The organism is Streptomyces sp. NPDC102283 (assembly GCF_044766265.1).
GTDB lineage: Bacteria > Actinomycetota > Actinomycetes > Streptomycetales > Streptomycetaceae > Streptomyces.
Map to the genome: position 1 here is coordinate 53,937 of NZ_JBIWLQ010000025.1, position 14,991 is coordinate 68,927.

Sequence of the window (14,991 nt, forward strand, 5' to 3'; positions counted from 1 at the left end):
AGACGGGACGGTAGCGGAGCGGTCAGCGCGGGAGCGGCGTCAGCCAGGCCGGGGGGTCCTCCGTCCGTGCCAGCCAGTCGGCCGGCGGCGCTCCGGCCGTGCCCGACGCGACGACACCGCCGACGATGGCGCACGTCGTGTCGACGTCACCGCCCGCCTGGGCCGTGACCCAGAACGCCTGCTCGTAGTCACCGAGGCTCCTGGCGGCCGACCAGAGGGCGAACGGCACGGTGTCGTGGGCACTGGTCCGGCGGCCGTTGCCGAGGACCGCGGCGACCGTCCCGGCGTCCCGGTAGTCCAGCATGTCGCGGGCCCGGCGCAGCCCCGCCCCGACGGCGCTGCGGGGCACGAGCGCGATGACGCCGTCGAGGAGGCCCTCCGGGCTCGGTGGCCCGCCGGGGGCGGCCGCGAGCGATGCGGCGGCGGCCACGGCCATGGCGCCGACGACGGCCTCGCGGTGCTGATGTGTGGTGTACGAGGAGATCTCCGCCTGGTGCGTGGCCTGCTCCGGATCGTCCGCGTACCAGGCGCCGAGCGGGGCGATGCGCATCGCCGAGCCGTTGCCCCAGGAGCCCTGGCCCTGGAACAGCGCCGAGGACAGCTCCCGCCAGTCGCCGCCCTCGCGTACGAGCCTGAGGAGCCGGTTGACGGCGGGGCCGTAGCCCCGGTCGAAGTCGTGGTGGTCGGCGAAGGAGCGGGCGAGCGCGTCCTGGTCGATACGGCCGTGCGCGGTGAGCACGGCCAGGACCGAGCAGGCCATCTCGGTGTCATCGGTCCACTGCCAGGGCCCGGGCGGCAGGGCCCGCTGTTTCAGCAGGGGATAGTTGGCCGGTACGAAGAACTGGGAGCCCAGGGCGTCTCCCACGGACAGCCCACGCAGGCTGGCCAGGGCGCGTTCTAGGCGCCGCGCGGAAGCAGAATCAGCGGTCATCGCCCTGCCACTCTATCCGGTGCGGCCGTACGGCTCAGGGGTCCGCCAGCTCCGAAAGGGCCGGTCGAGGGTGTAGCGGCCGCTCTCGCCCAGCAGCAGGGTCCGCGTCTCGCCGTTGCCGGGGTTGGACAGCGACTCGAACTCCGCGACCGACCAGTGGAACCAGCGCGTGCAGAACAGCCGCATCGTCAGTCCGTGGGTGACCAGCAGGACGTTCTCCGGGTGGTCCGGCTCCTCGAAGCTCCGGTGCAGGCTCTCCAGGAACGCTCCGACCCGGTCGTAGACGTCGGCGCCGGACTCGCCCTGGGCGAAACGGTAGAAGAAGTGCCCGTAGGCGTCCCGGTATGCCTTCTGCAGCCGCACGTCGTCGCGGTCCTGCCAGTTGCCCCAGTCCTGCTCACGCAGGCGGGGCTCCTCCCGTACGCGGACGCGTGCCGGGTCGAGGTCAAAGGCCCGGAACGTCTCGTGGGTGCGGCGGTACGGCGAGATGTAGACGCTCACCCGTTCCTCGCCGAACTGCTCGCGCAGCCCCTCCCCGGTCTCCTGGGCCTGCCGCAGACCCGTGGGGGTGAGCCGGAGCGCGTGGTCGGGCTCCCGCTCGTACACCGTGTCGTCGGCGTTGCCCTCGGACTCACCGTGCCGGACGAGGACAATGCGCTGCGGTCGTGCCATGCCCCGAGCCTAGGCGGCCCCCAGCAGGGACGCGCGGCCCGGGTCACACCGTCCAGGACGGTTCCAGCTCCACGACGTCTCCCGTCAGCGCGATCACGTCCGTCTCGGTCCCCGCGCGGGCCGCCAGCCGCTCGGCCCCCGCCGCCCGGTACTTGCCGCGCTCGGCGCTCGACTTCCACAGGGACAGCGCCAGGAACTCGTTGCCGGGAGCCTCGCCGAACACGCCGCGCAGCATGCCGGGCGATCCGGCCATGGCGGGGTTCCACACCTGCTGCTGCATGAGCACGAAGTGCTCGGCCCGCTCCTCGTGCACCCGGCTGTGCGCGACCCTGACGACGTCCGCCTCCGCGAAGTGGGGCTCGAACCCCGTCTTCACGTCGAAGCGGCGTTCGAAGAGCGTGACCCGCATATCGCGGAACATGCCCGACTGCCCGGCCGCCAGGCGGTCGTGCCCGCGGGCCATGAAGGAGTCGTAGAAGACGCGGTTCTCCCAGAACGCGAAGACATGGGCGACGTCGGGGCGCGTTCGGCTCCACCCGCCGCTCTGTCCTCTGAACCCCGGCTCGCCGAGCAGCCCCGCCCACTTCCGCTGTCCCCGCTCGAAACCATGACGGTCCACCACGGAACAGCGAATCCACTTCACCAGCACCGCGCCATCGTACGGCGCGGAACGTGGCGCGCGTCACGGTCCCGGGGAGTGCGTCCCAGCCGTTCGTTCCGCTCGCGCACCGGGTCGCGGGTGCCCGAGGTGGCCGCAACACCCTTGTCGGGGCAGGAAGGTGGCCCGAATCCGCCGCCCGCGGCCGGAGCAGTTGGTTCCGCGGCCGCTTGCGTACATGATCGGGTGAATCGTGTATCAGGTCATGGGAACGGTCCGTGGGCCGTCGGCCGGGAGGGAAGTCCCTTGAGCACTCCGAACAAGGACATCGAAAAGGTCGAGGTGCGGGTCAAATGGGACCCCAGTCCGCACGGGGCGGCGGCCAACGACCTCGACATCATCGCGGCCACCTACCCGGCCGGCGAGCCGTACGGTGCCCCCGCCTATCTGGTCCACTTCGACAGCCGCTCACCGGACGGCACCATCACGCTGAACCGGGACAGCCGGACCGGTCAGGGTTTCGGCTTCGACGAGGTCATGACCATCGAGCTGAACCGGCTGGCGGACGTGTACGGGCGGGTGGTGGTCGGTGTCGCCATCCAGCAGCGCGACGGTCACAAGACCTTCGGCGACATAGGGAGCACGGCGATGGAGATCCGCGAGGGCTACACGAGCCTGACCGCGAGCGACTTCTCCGAGGTGGCGTGGGCGACCGCCGCGGTCGTCGGGGAGTTCACCCGGGACGGCTCGGGGCTCTGGGGCTTCCGGTCGGCCGTGCGCGGCTTCGACGGCGACCCCGACGCGTTCGCCACGGTGATGGGAAGCCGGGCCGCCGAAGGGTGACATCGGTCAGTTCCGGCCAACCCGGCGCGGGCGTCGGCGACCAGCCGAGAAGGGGCCGGGGACCTGCCGAAGGGGACCGGCCGGTGGCCGGTCCCCTTCGTGAACAACGGGTCAGCCGCGCGTCGGCGCGACTCCGCGTCCGGTCAGCTGCAGCCGCTCGTCGAGCCGCAGCCCTCGCAGATGTAGCAGGAGCCTGCGCGCTGCATCTTCGTACCGCAGGAGAAGCAGAGCGGGGCGTCGGCACTGATGCCGAGCTGCATCTCGACCAGTTCGGCCGAGGTGTGCGCCGTCTTCGGCGCGGGCTTCGCGGCGGGCTCCTCGGGAGCCGCCACCACCTTCAGGGGCTCGGCGCGTACCGGGGCGGACGGGGCCAGGCTGTCCGCGTCCAGCCCGTCCGTCTCGAACGACGGCTCGTAGCTGCCGGTGTCCAGGTGGCGCTGACGCTCGTCGGCGGAGTGGATGCCGAGGGCCGAGCGGGTCTCGAAGGGCAGGAAGTCGAGCGCCAGGCGGCGGAAGATGTAGTCGACGATCGACTGCGCCATCCGCACGTCCGGGTCGTCCGTCATACCGGCCGGCTCGAAGCGCATGTTGGTGAACTTCGAGACGTACGTCTCCAGCGGGACGCCGTACTGCAGACCGACCGAGACGGCGATGGAGAAGGCGTCCATCATGCCCGCGAGGGTCGAACCCTGCTTGGACATCTTCAGGAAGACCTCGCCGAGACCGTCGTCCGGGTAGGAGTTGGCGGTCATGTAGCCCTCGGCGCCGCCCACCGTGAAGGAGGTGGTGATGCCGGGACGGCCCTTGGGGAGGCGCTTGCGGACCGGGCGGTACTCGACGACCTTCTCGACCGCCGTGCGGATGGTCTCCTCGGCCTTCGCGGTGACCTCTTCCTTCTCCTTGTCCTTGGTCTTGGCGGAGAGGGGCTGGCCGACCTTGCAGTTGTCGCGGTAGATCGCGAGCGCCTTGACGCCCAGCTTCCACGCCTCGAAGTAGACCTCCTCTACGTCCTCGACGGTGGCCGTCTCGGGGAGGTTCACCGTCTTGGAGAGCGCGCCGGAGATCCACGGCTGGATGGCCGCCATCATCCGGACGTGGCCCATCGCGGAGATGGAGCGCTCGCCCATCGCGCAGTCGAAGACCTCGTAGTGCTCGGTCTTCAGGGCGGGGGCGTCGACCACGTTGCCGTTCTCGGCGATGTGGGCGACGATCGCCTCGATCTGCTCCGGCTGGTAGCCGAGGCGACGCAGCGCCTGCGGCACCGTGCCGTTGACGATCTGCATCGAGCCGCCGCCGACCAGCTTCTTGAACTTGACCAGGGCGAGGTCGGGCTCCAGGCCGGTGGTGTCGCAGGACATCGCGAGACCGATGGTGCCGGTGGGCGCGATGACCGACGCCTGGGCGTTGCGGAAGCCGTTCTTCGCTCCGAGCCGGATCACGTCCTGCCAGGCCTCCGTCGCGGCGGCCCAGACCGGCGAGTCGAGGTCGTCGACGTGGACGGCCTTGGCGTTGGCGTCGGAGTGCTGCTTCATGACGCGCTGGTGCGGCTCGGCGTTACGGGCGTAGCCGTCGTACGGGCCGACGACCGCGGCCAGTTCGGCGGAGCGGCGGTAGGAGGTGCTGGTCATCAGGGAGGTGATGGCACCGGCCAGCGCGCGGCCACCGTCGCTGTCGTACGCGTGACCGGTCGCCATCAGCAGGGCGCCGAGGTTGGCGTAGCCGATGCCGAGCTGACGGAAGGCGCGGGTGTTCTCGCCGATCTTCTGCGTGGGGAAGTCCGCGAAGCAGATCGAGATGTCCATCGCGGTGATGACCAGCTCGACGACCTTGGCGAAGCGCTCGGACTCGAAGGACTGGTTGCCCAGGCCGTCGTCCTTGAGGAACTTCATCAGGTTCAGCGAGGCGAGGTTGCACGAGGTGTTGTCCAGGTGCATGTACTCGCTGCACGGGTTCGAGCCGTTGATCCGGCCGGACTCCGGGCAGGTGTGCCAGGCGTTGATGGTGTCGTCGTACTGGATGCCCGGGTCGGCGCAGGCCCAGGCGGCCTCGGCCATCTTGCGGAAGAGGGACTTGGCCTCGACCTCTTCGATGACGTCGCCGGTCATCCGGGCGCGCAGCCCGAACTTGCCGCCCGCCTCGACGGCCTTCATGAACTCGTCGTTCACCCGGACCGAGTTGTTGGCGTTCTGGTACTGGACGGACGTGATGTCGTCGCCGCCCAGGTCCATGTCGAAGCCCGCGTCGCGCAGGGCGCGGATCTTCTCCTCCTCCTTCACCTTGGTCTCGATGAAGTCCTCGATGTCGGGGTGGTCGACGTCGAGGATGACCATCTTGGCCGCGCGGCGGGTGGCGCCGCCCGACTTGATCGTTCCGGCGGACGCGTCGGCGCCGCGCATGAACGAGACCGGACCGGAGGCGTTGCCACCGGAGGAGAGGAGCTCCTTGGAGGAGCGGATACGGGAGAGGTTCAGGCCGGCGCCGGAGCCGCCCTTGAAGATCATGCCCTCTTCCTTGTACCAGTCGAGGATCGACTCCATGGAGTCGTCGACGGCCAGGATGAAGCAGGCGGAGACCTGCTGCGGCTGGGGCGTGCCGACGTTGAACCAGACCGGGGAGTTGAAGCTGAAGACCTGGTGCAGGAGGGCGTGCGCCAGCTCGTGCTCGAAGATCTCCGCGTCGGCGGGAGAGGCGAAGTAGCCGTTGTCCTCGCCGGCCTTCCGGTACGTCTTCACGATCCGGTCGATCAGCTGCTTGAGACCGGTCTCGCGCTGCGGCGTGCCGACAGCTCCGCGGAAGTACTTGCTGGTGACGATGTTGACCGCGTTCACCGACCAGAAGTCGGGGAACTCGACGCCACGCTGCTCGAAGTTGATCGAGCCGTCGCGCCAATTGGTCATGACGACGTCACGGCGCTCCCACGCCACCTCGTCGTACGGGTGCACGCCGGGGTTGGTGTGGATGCGCTCGATACGCAGACCCTTGCTCGCCTTGGCGCCCTTGGTACGGGAACCTCGTGCCGGGCCGCTCGCCGTCTCTGTCATGCCGCCTCCCATATGTGGGCGAAAACGCCCTGAAGTGCCCAGATCTTCCCAGGCACAATGTGTGTCCGATGCTCCGGAAGCCGCACTCGGCAGCCGGAAGCACATCTCATGTCGCCCTGCCGCCGGTCCGCAGTCGTTACGTCTGCGGGCACGGGCGTCCCGGGCGGGTACCGCTCAGTCGGCGGCAATGGCGGGCGCGGGGACCTCAAGGGTCTCTCCGCTCCCGCGGTCCTCTGCGGAAGGCCGCTGCGTACGCAGTTCCACGATGGCGGCCTCGAAGTCTTCCAGGGAATCGAACGCCCGGTACACGGACGCGAAGCGCAGGTACGCGACGAGGTCGAGTTCCTGCAGCGGGCCGAGGATGGCCAGTCCCACGTCGTGGGTGGTCAGCTCGGCGCTGCCGGTGGCGCGGACCGCCTCCTCGACCCGCTGGCCGAGCTTGGCGAGGGCGTCCTCCGTGACGGGTCGCCCCTGGCATGCCTTGCGGACGCCGGAGATGACCTTGGTGCGGCTGAAGGGCTCGGTCACGCCACTGCGCTTGACCACCATCAGCGAGCAGGTCTCCACCGTGGTGAAGCGGCGGGAACAGTCGGGGCACTGCCGACGGCGACGGATCGACGTCCCGTCGTCGGTGGTGCGACTGTCGACGACCCTGCTGTCGGGGTGCCTGCAGAAGGGGCAGTGCATGGCTCCCAACCCTCCTTCACACGCACGACTGAATAGCCTCTTCAGGGCCTTGTCCAGGCCCTTGGAAGCAGTCTCCAGCATAGGCGATGGCCACAGTGCGATTGAACCGCGACCACAACTTCTGGGTGACTGGGGCAATCCAACCACTAGATCTAGGGTTGAGTCGCGTTTCCGGCCCGATCGCGTGTCGCGCGCCGGACCTCTCTTCCGAGGGCCGCCCGGGGAGACCGTCGGCCAGAGAAGAGGGTACGGGAGACACGGGGCCCCCGAGCCGCCGGGGCTCCGGCGCAGCGGTCCGGATGAAAGACTCGGGCCGACACCGCGACGGGCCTCCGCGGAGCGTCCGCGCGGCCTCTATCCTGTTGCTCATACACCTGTCGGTAGTGCCGCGGCACTCCTTTATTCGTTTTTCACTCGAACGTGTGTTTGGCGCAACCTTTCGAAAGCTACTACCGTTGTCCAGCTAGGGAGAACATTCGAGAGGGGCCGACGTGACCACCACCGCAGACAGTGCCACCATCACCGCCCGGGACCACCGCTCCCAGAGCCGACTTGAGCCGGTGCATGCCATGAATGACTCAGTCACGAACACGGACGGGCCCGAGCCCGCACGCCCGGGACGCTCCATGCCCGGCAGGCCCCCCGGAATCCGGGCGGACAGCTCGGGGCTCACGGACCGGCAACGGCGGGTCATCGAGGTCATCCGCGACTCCGTGCAGCGGCGGGGATACCCGCCCTCCATGCGGGAGATCGGTCAGGCGGTGGGCCTGTCCAGCACGTCGTCCGTCGCCCATCAGCTGATGGCGCTGGAGCGCAAGGGCTTCCTCCGCCGGGACCCGCACCGGCCCCGCGCCTACGAGGTGCGCGGATCGGACCAGCCCAGCACCCAGCCGACCGACACCACGGGCAAGCCCGCCGCCTCCTATGTGCCGCTGGTGGGCCGGATCGCCGCCGGTGGCCCGATCCTCGCGGAGGAGTCCGTCGAGGACGTCTTCCCGCTCCCCCGCCAGCTCGTCGGCGACGGAGAGCTGTTCGTCCTGAAGGTCGTCGGCGACTCGATGATCGAGGCCGCGATCTGTGACGGCGACTGGGTCACCGTCCGCCGCCAGCCCGTCGCGGAGAACGGGGACATCGTCGCCGCCATGCTCGACGGCGAGGCTACGGTCAAGCGCTTCCGCCGGGAGGACGGTCACGTATGGCTGCTCCCTCACAACGCCGCGTACCAGCCGATCCCCGGCGACGAGGCGACCATCCTCGGCAAGGTGGTGGCGGTGCTGCGCCGGGTTTGAGTACGTCGGATCCGAGAGAAGTGCCGGTCACGGCTGTCTGCCCCGGGGTCACTGCCTAGGACGTCGATCATGACGTCGGTCCCGGGGCTCTGCCTTGCCCTGCCGCCCGGGGTCGGGCGGCAGAGTCGGGCGGCAGGGCGCGGCCCCGGCGGATCAGGCCCCGTCCGCCTTGGCCCGTGCGTCGATGGCGGCCAGTGAGCGGCGTGCCTGGTTCCGGTCGGTGGTGTACCAGAAGTCCGGCAGCGAGGCGCGCAGATAGCTGCCGTACCGCGCGTTGGCAAGCCTCGGGTCCAGCACGGCGACGACGCCCTTGTCACCCGTGGCCCGGACCAGTCGGCCCGCGCCCTGGGCCATCAGCAGAGCGGCGTGCGTCGCCGCCACCGCCATGAAGCCGTTGCCGCCCGCCTCCTCGACCGCCTTCTGCCGTGCGCTCATCAGCGGATCGTCCGGCCGGGGGAACGGAATCCGGTCCATGACCACCAGCTGACAGCTCGCTCCGGGGACGTCCACGCCCTGCCAGAGCGACAGGGTGCCGAAGAGGCAGGTCTCCGGGTCGGCGGCGAAGTTCTTGATCAGCTCGCCGAGCGTCTCCTCGCCCTGGAGCAGGATCGGCCTGTCCATCCGCGACCGCAGCTCCTCGGCCGCCGCCTTGGCTCCCCGCATGGAGGAGAACAGCCCCAGCGTGCGGCCGCCGGCCGCCTCCACCAGCTCGGCGAGCTCGTCCAGCATGTCCGTACGCGATCCCTCGCGCCCCGGGGTGTTCAGATGCCGGGCGACATAGAGGATGCCCTGCTTCGGGTAGTCGAACGGGGAGCCGACGTCCAGACCCTTCCACTGCGGGACGTCGTCGCCCGCGGTCCCTTCGGGGGCGAGCCCGAGAGACGCCCCCACCCCGTTGAAGTCTCCGCCGAGCTTGAGGGTGGCCGAGGTCAGGACCACGGACCGCTCGGCGAAGAGCTTCTCGCGCAGCAGCCCGGAGACGGAGAGCGGGGCGACCCGGACGGAGGCTCCGAACCGGTCGTGCTGCTCGTACCAGACGACGTCGTACTCGGAGCCCTGGGTGATGCGCTCGGCGACGCCGTGGATCGACTCGACCGAGGCCAGGGCCTGCTTGCGGACGGCGTTCTCGTCCTCGACCGACTTGTCCCGGGTGGCGCCGATGGCGGAGATCACCGTGCGTGCCGCGTCGCGCAGCGCCATCAGCGCGTACCCGAGGTCCTCGGGCACCTCCTCCAGACGCCCCGGGAGCGCCAGCTCCATCACCCGTTCGAAGCCCTCGGCGGCGGTCTGGAGGGCGTCGGCGGCCTTCTCGTTGACCAGCTTCGCCGCCCGGCGGACCGCGCGGTTGACCTGGGCGGGAGTGAGCTCGCCGGTGGCGACGCCGGTGACCCGGGAGACCAGCTCATGGGCCTCGTCGACGATCAGCACCTCGTGCGACGGCAGCACCGGCGCGCCCTCGATGGCGTCGATCGCGAGCAGCGCGTGGTTGGTGACGACCACGTCCGCGAGCTTCGCGCGCTCGCGGGCCGCCTCCGCGAAGCACTCCGCGCCGTACGCGCACTTCGTCGCGCCCAGGCACTCGCGCGAGGAGACCGAGATCTGCGCCCAGGCCCGGTCCGAGACGCCGGGGGTCAAGTCGTCCCGGTCGCCCGTCTCCGTCTCGTCCGACCAGTCCCGCAGCCGCAGCAGGTCCTGGCCGAGCTTGCTGGACGGGGCCGCCGCCTCGAACTGGTCGAACAGCCCCTCCTCCTCGTCCTGGGGAACCCCTTCGTGGAGCCGGTGCAGGCAGAGGTAGTTCGACCGGCCCTTGAGCATGGCGAACTGCGGACGGCGGCGCAGCAGCGGATGCAGGGACTCCACCGTACGCGGCAGGTCCCGCTCCACGAGCTGTCGCTGGAGGGCGAGGGTGGCCGTGGCCACGACGACCCGCTCCCCGTGCGCCAGGGCCGGCACCAGATAGCCGAGCGACTTGCCCGTACCGGTGCCGGCCTGGACGAGCAGGTGGGATTGGTCGTCGACGGCCTCGGCGACGGCTTCGGCCATGGTGACCTGGCCGGGCCTTTCCGTACCGCCGACGGCGGTGACGGCGGCGTGCAGGAGCTCGGGGAGGGATGGCTTCGTCATAGCCCGACCACCCTACGGCGCACCACTGACAACGGCGATCACTCCCGGACGCGGGCGGAGGGGTGCAAGGGGTTGGGGACCGTGCCGTGGATCGCCGCGTGCGGCCGGCTGGCACGGTCCCGGTAGCCGTCGACGAGCAGGCGGTTGCGGTTCAGGCAGAGGCGCTCGATCTCGGGGGTGAGCATGTCGAAGAGCTCGAACCGTTCGTTCAGCTCCGGGAAGCGGGCGTGGTGGCGGACTATCTCCGCCCGGACGAGTGACCAGAACGCGTCCTCGGAGACGCCGAGCTGCTGCTCGCACAGGGGGGACAGATAGCGGAAGACGCCCACGAAGAGGCCGGAGTGGATGAACTGGGTGAGGAAGGACGGCTGCTCGGTGAGGAGGACGGCGCGCACCTCGTCGGGCATGTCGGCGTGCTCGGGCAGCGGGTGGGCGCTGACGTTGACGTCGTCGACGAAGTCCTTGATGGCGAGGCGAACGGGCACGTCGTTCTCGTCGAACACGACGATGGCGTTCTCACCGTGCGGGGAGAAGACGGTGCCGTAGCGGTAGAGGAAGTGCAGCAGGGGTGGCAGGAGGGCGGCGAAGAGCCGCTTCAGCCAGGCGTCCGGGGCGAGGCCGGAGCGCTCGACCAGCTCCGCGGTGAACGCGCGGCCGGCCGGATCCGTATGGAGGAGGGAGGCGAGCGTGCGGGCCTTCTCGCCCGGGACGAGGCGGGGCGGCAAGGGTTCCCGCCAGATCGCGCCGAGGATCTCCTTGTACTGGTAGGGCGCTTCGGGGAGGTGGTCGTACAGCGGGTGCTCGACGGCGACGGAGGCGACCTCGCCGAGGAGAACGACCCGGCAGGTGTCGCGCAGGAAGGGATCGCCCTCGCACAGCCCCTGGACCCAGGCGGTGACCGCGGGGGCGGCGAGGGTCCGCTCGGTCGGCAGGCCGCGCCAGACCAGGGTGTTGAGGATGGAGAGCGGGAGCTTCACGGTGTGCCGCTCGGGCCGTTCCACGTTCGCGAACGTGCGGATGGACTGCTGCGGTAGGCGGGCGTCCCCGTCGGTGTGCAGGGCCACGATGTCGCCGTCGGCGATGGCCGGGGCGAAGAGCGGCACGATCCACTCGTCCCACTGCCAGGGGTGCACGGGGAGGTACAGGTAGTCCCGCGGGTCGTGCCCCCGGGCCCGCAGCACCTCGCCGAAGGCGTCCCGGACGTCGCTGTCGAGCTCGCCGGCGTACAACTGCTCGGGGGTGCCGACGCGGCCCACGCCCCGGTACTGCGCGAGGCGGGTGCTGACCGCGATCCACGGCAGCCGGAGCGGGCTGCGGGTCTCGGGGGTGAAGCGGGCGGCGTCGGCGGCGGAGAAGCCGAGCCGTCCCTTGCTCGCCACCAGCCAGGGGTGGCCGGTCTGATGGCCCTCCAACTCCGCGTAGTCGAGCGCGGCGAGCTGTTCGGCGGTGAGCGCGGTGTGGTCGAGCCGGGCGTCGGCGGAGAGGGTCCGGGTCAGCTCGCGGATGAGGTGGCCCAGCGTCGTGCCGTCGAGCCCGAGGAGGTCCCGGGCCCGGGTGAGGAACGTCAGCGGGTCGCGGAACGGCCGGGTGCCGCCGACCGAGCCGTTGGACCTCGCCTCGGTGCTCACGGTGGTGGGCGAGCCGTTGGCGAGTGCGGCCGGAGGGCCCGCCGTCACCTCGATCGAGTCGGGGTCGACGCGCCAGCTGCCGTAGACGCCGCGCCGGGCCGTGAAGGCGAGCGCTCCCCCGTCGTCGAGGGTCAGCCGGTGGCGTCCGCCGGTCCCGGGCTCCGGGACCGGCTCGATGATCTTCTCGTAGGCGAACTCGCCGAGCATCTTGGCGAGGAGCCGTGCGGCGGCCCGGTCCCAGATCTGTCGGTTCAGCTCCGGAGGGCTGAACAGCTGCGGGGACTCGGCTGATTCACGGCTCGCGGGATATATCGGCACGGGGACTCCTCCGGATGGAACCTCTGAGGTTCGAGCGGTGTGGAAAGTGCGGCGAGTAAGTCACAGCTGGGCTCGGTACGTTCGGTCGCGGATCATCAGCGCGGCGCGTTTGTCGGGGAGATCCACTTCGGCGGAGAAGCGGAAACCGGCGCTGAGGAACGCGGATACGGAGGGGGTGTTGCGCAGGTCCGGCTCGGCTACGACCCGTCCGCACCGCGGAAGGTTATCCAGGACGAGGTCGGCGACGGCGCGGATCAGGCTGGTGCCCACACCCCGGCCCCGGTTGTTCACGCCTCCGATGAGGAGATGGACGCCGGTGTCGTGGGGGCGGGCGGGGTAGTGACGGGCCAGGGGGTCGAGGTCGGCGCGGTAGATCTCCCAATAGCTCATGGGTGTGCCGTCGAGCACGCCCAGGCACGGGATGCTGCGTCCGTCCCCTTCGAGCTGGGGCCTGAGGTGGTCGGCGGTGACGGACTCGGGTCCGGCGAGCTCCCAGAAGGCCGCCACGGCGGGGTCGTTCATCCAACGGCTGACGACGGCGAGATCACGCTCCGGCCGGACGGGGAGCAGGGCGAACTCCCCGGCCGCCGTGAGGGCGGGCGGCCAGGCCCCCGGGTCGCCCAGCAGTTCGTGGGTGACCCGGGTCCGGCCCGCCCCGGCGCTTCGTTCCCCGGCGATCAGGGCGAGGAGTTCCTCGGTGAGCTCCAGGTCGAGGGTGTCCTCGACGCCGGCGCTTCCGTCCGCACTGCTGCCGTCCGCACTGCTGCCGGACGGTTCGGTGCCGGACCGTCCGGCGGAGCCGTGGTCGGCCGGTACGGCGTCGGGTTCCGCTGAGGGTTCGGCGGGAGGCACGGTGGCGCTCTCCTCTCTGGACCGGGTGCGGTCGGTGGGCGTCCTGGGAACGGGTGCGGTCGGAGTCCGCCCGGGGCGGGTGGGGCTCAGGTGTGCAGCGGGTTGGCGATGGTGACGTACACGGACTGGGTGTCGACCGGTCCGACCAGCTCGTCGAGGCCGTGGAGCCGGGTCAGCAGATTGGCCTTGCAGCGCAGTTGGCGGTTCTCCAGGAGATACGCGGGCAGAGGTGAGCCCAGTTCCGCGGACTCGGTGAGGAATCGGCGCAGGACGGTGAGGAGTTCCTGCTCGTCGGCCAGGCGCTGGGCCCCGAACGCTCCGATCAGGCCGAGGATGTTGTTGATGCCGAGGTAGTAGGCGAAGCGCTCGTCGGTGACCGGGTCGGAGACGAAGGTGTCGCTGACGACGCCGATGCCGGGAAGCCGCTGTTCCAGCTCGTCGCGGCGGGAGTCGCGGAAGTAGTAGCCCTGGTTGTCCCGGTAGCGGCCGCCGACGGGCCAGCCGTCCGGGTCGAGGAGGACGAGGGTGTTCTGCTGGTGGGCTTCGAGAGCGACTCCGCCGTGGGCGTCGAGCCAGAGGACCGGGCGCACGACGTGGTGCAGATAGCGGCGGAGCCATTCGGCGGATACGTCGGTGGCGGCGCGGCCGGTGCGGGCGGCCAGGGCGGAGACGACCTCGGCGAGCCGGGAACGCATACCGGGCCGGCCGGGCCGGGGACGCTGCGCGGTGAGTCCCGCGATGCAGGCGGCGTCGTCGCCCGGGCCGAACGGGTTGTGGCGGAGCATCACGTCGAGCCCGGTGACGGGTACGCCCTCGGGGTCGTCGACGGCGAGCCACGCGGGGTCCCGGACGATGTCGAAGCCGGGGTGCTCCCGCTGCCACTGCTCGGCGAGCCCGGTCGCCAGGAGGCGGTGGACCTCGACGCCCCGGTGCAGCTCCTTGCGGAGGTTCTCCCGGCGGGAGTTGGTGATGCGTACGCCGAGGGAGAGCTTGAGCATCACCCGTGCCCCGGGCCGGTGCACGGTGCGGATGGAGGAGGTGGGATGCCAGTGCTCGCCGTGGGGGCCGAGGTCGTGGAGCAGGCCGGTTCCGGCGAGGGCCCGGACCTGGGGGCGGTGGAACAGATCGGCGGCCTGCCAGGGGTGCACGGGGACCGCGACGGTGCCGGGGGGCAGGCGCAGCCCTTCGGCGTGCGGGGCGAGCAGCTCGTCGGCGGTGGCCGGACCGCCCTCGGTCCAGGCGGAGTCGGTGGCGATCAGCGACCGGTCGACGGCGAACCAGTGGAGCGGGAAGGATCCGTGGAGCTCCGGGGAGTAGCGGCGGGACTCCGCGTCGGAGAGGCCTTCGCGGCTCTTGGGCGTGGGGTGGAGGGGGTGGCCGAGCAGCAGGGACTGTTCGGCGGTGAGGAAGAGGTCGGCCTCGGCGGGGTCCTCCGGGCTGCGCCGCCGCTGCTCGATGAAGCCGGCGGTGTGGCGTACGGAGTCGGCGAGACGGGCGACCAGATCACCCGCGCCGCTCTCGCCGCCCTCGCGGCCGATGAGGACGGCGACGGTGGCGGCGTCCGCGGGCGGGGCGTCGGCGGGGGCGGTCTCCAGGACGGGTGCTCCGAAGCGGTGGGCCCCGGTGGCGGACCAGTAGTGCACCGGGACGAGCAGGGCGGTTCCGCTGGCGGGGAAGGCGATGCGCAGGGTGTCGCCGTCGGGGCGGGGCAGGTCGCTCTCCCGGGTCCAGCACCGCAGGAGGCTCTCCGTGCCCGCGGCGTCGGCGGCCCGCAGCGGGTCCGGGTCGTCGAGAGGATCGGGGCTCGGGCTCCGGCCCGCCTGGACGCGGGGGTCCGGACCGGGCGCGTGGGCGGCGGGGGCCGGATCGCGCGGGGATTTCTGGCGGGGCACGGTCGTCGCCTCGACCGTGCCGGGGGCGGCCGGTCCGTCCTGCCCTCGGTGCTGGGGGGTGCCGTGGCCGTCGGCCTCGGACGCGGGGGTGGGGTTCACGGCGTTCTTCCTTGTGG

Annotated in this window: 11 protein-coding genes; 2 read left to right on the top strand and 9 right to left on the bottom strand. The window is 71.0% G+C overall.

What is annotated here, in order from left to right:
* Nucleotides 1-22: 22 nt before the first annotated feature.
* Genes ACIRJT_RS34580 through ACIRJT_RS34590 form a run of 3 tightly spaced genes read right to left on the bottom strand, consistent with a single transcriptional unit; the run spans nucleotide 23 to nucleotide 2,252 of the window.
* Complete coding sequence (locus ACIRJT_RS34580; protein WP_403917369.1) at nucleotides 23-931, bottom strand: ADP-ribosylglycohydrolase family protein; 909 nt, start codon at nucleotides 929-931, stop codon at nucleotides 23-25.
* Between the two features lie 12 nt (nucleotides 932-943).
* Complete coding sequence (locus ACIRJT_RS34585; protein ID WP_403917372.1) at nucleotides 944-1,603, bottom strand: histidine phosphatase family protein; 660 nt, start codon at nucleotides 1,601-1,603, stop codon at nucleotides 944-946.
* A 43-nt stretch (nucleotides 1,604-1,646) separates the two neighbouring features.
* Complete coding sequence (locus ACIRJT_RS34590) at nucleotides 1,647-2,252, bottom strand: YdbC family protein (protein ID WP_381321750.1); 606 nt, start codon at nucleotides 2,250-2,252, stop codon at nucleotides 1,647-1,649.
* 255 nt (nucleotides 2,253-2,507) lie between these two features.
* Here ACIRJT_RS34590 and ACIRJT_RS34595 point away from each other — a divergent pair, with 255 nt between their 5' ends.
* The gene (locus tag ACIRJT_RS34595) at nucleotides 2,508-3,044 is read left to right on the top strand and encodes a TerD family protein (protein ID WP_403917375.1); all 537 of its coding nucleotides are present in this window, start codon (nucleotides 2,508-2,510) and stop codon (nucleotides 3,042-3,044) included.
* Nucleotides 3,045-3,187: 143 nt separating this feature from the next.
* On the opposite strand, the gene ACIRJT_RS34600 is transcribed toward ACIRJT_RS34595, so the two are convergent.
* On the bottom strand, nucleotides 3,188-6,085 hold the full coding sequence (locus tag ACIRJT_RS34600; protein ID WP_403917378.1) for a vitamin B12-dependent ribonucleotide reductase: 2,898 nt from the start codon (nucleotides 6,083-6,085) through the stop codon (nucleotides 3,188-3,190).
* Between the two features lie 174 nt (nucleotides 6,086-6,259).
* The gene (nrdR, locus tag ACIRJT_RS34605) at nucleotides 6,260-6,772 is read right to left on the bottom strand and encodes a transcriptional regulator NrdR (RefSeq protein ID WP_018962021.1); all 513 of its coding nucleotides are present in this window, start codon (nucleotides 6,770-6,772) and stop codon (nucleotides 6,260-6,262) included.
* Between the two features lie 491 nt (nucleotides 6,773-7,263).
* Between nrdR and lexA the strand changes: the two genes are divergently transcribed.
* Nucleotides 7,264-8,061, top strand: a complete 798-nt coding sequence (gene lexA, locus ACIRJT_RS34610; protein ID WP_010072358.1) for a transcriptional repressor LexA — start codon at nucleotides 7,264-7,266, stop codon at nucleotides 8,059-8,061.
* Nucleotides 8,062-8,214: 153 nt separating this feature from the next.
* On the opposite strand, the gene ACIRJT_RS34615 is transcribed toward lexA, so the two are convergent.
* The 4 genes from ACIRJT_RS34615 to ACIRJT_RS34630 form a co-directional block, all read right to left on the bottom strand.
* Nucleotides 8,215-10,185, bottom strand: a complete 1,971-nt coding sequence (locus tag ACIRJT_RS34615) for an ATP-dependent DNA helicase (protein WP_403917381.1) — start codon at nucleotides 10,183-10,185, stop codon at nucleotides 8,215-8,217.
* A gap of 38 nt (nucleotides 10,186-10,223) precedes the next feature.
* Nucleotides 10,224-12,131, bottom strand: coding sequence for an IucA/IucC family protein (locus tag ACIRJT_RS34620; RefSeq protein WP_403917384.1), 1,908 nt, complete (start codon nucleotides 12,129-12,131; stop codon nucleotides 10,224-10,226).
* Nucleotides 12,132-12,191: 60 nt separating this feature from the next.
* The gene (locus ACIRJT_RS34625) at nucleotides 12,192-12,983 is read right to left on the bottom strand and encodes a GNAT family N-acetyltransferase (RefSeq protein ID WP_403917387.1); all 792 of its coding nucleotides are present in this window, start codon (nucleotides 12,981-12,983) and stop codon (nucleotides 12,192-12,194) included.
* Nucleotides 12,984-13,069: 86 nt separating this feature from the next.
* Nucleotides 13,070-14,974, bottom strand: coding sequence for an IucA/IucC family protein (locus tag ACIRJT_RS34630; RefSeq protein WP_403917389.1), 1,905 nt, complete (start codon nucleotides 14,972-14,974; stop codon nucleotides 13,070-13,072).
* Nucleotides 14,975-14,991: the final 17 nt, after the last annotated feature.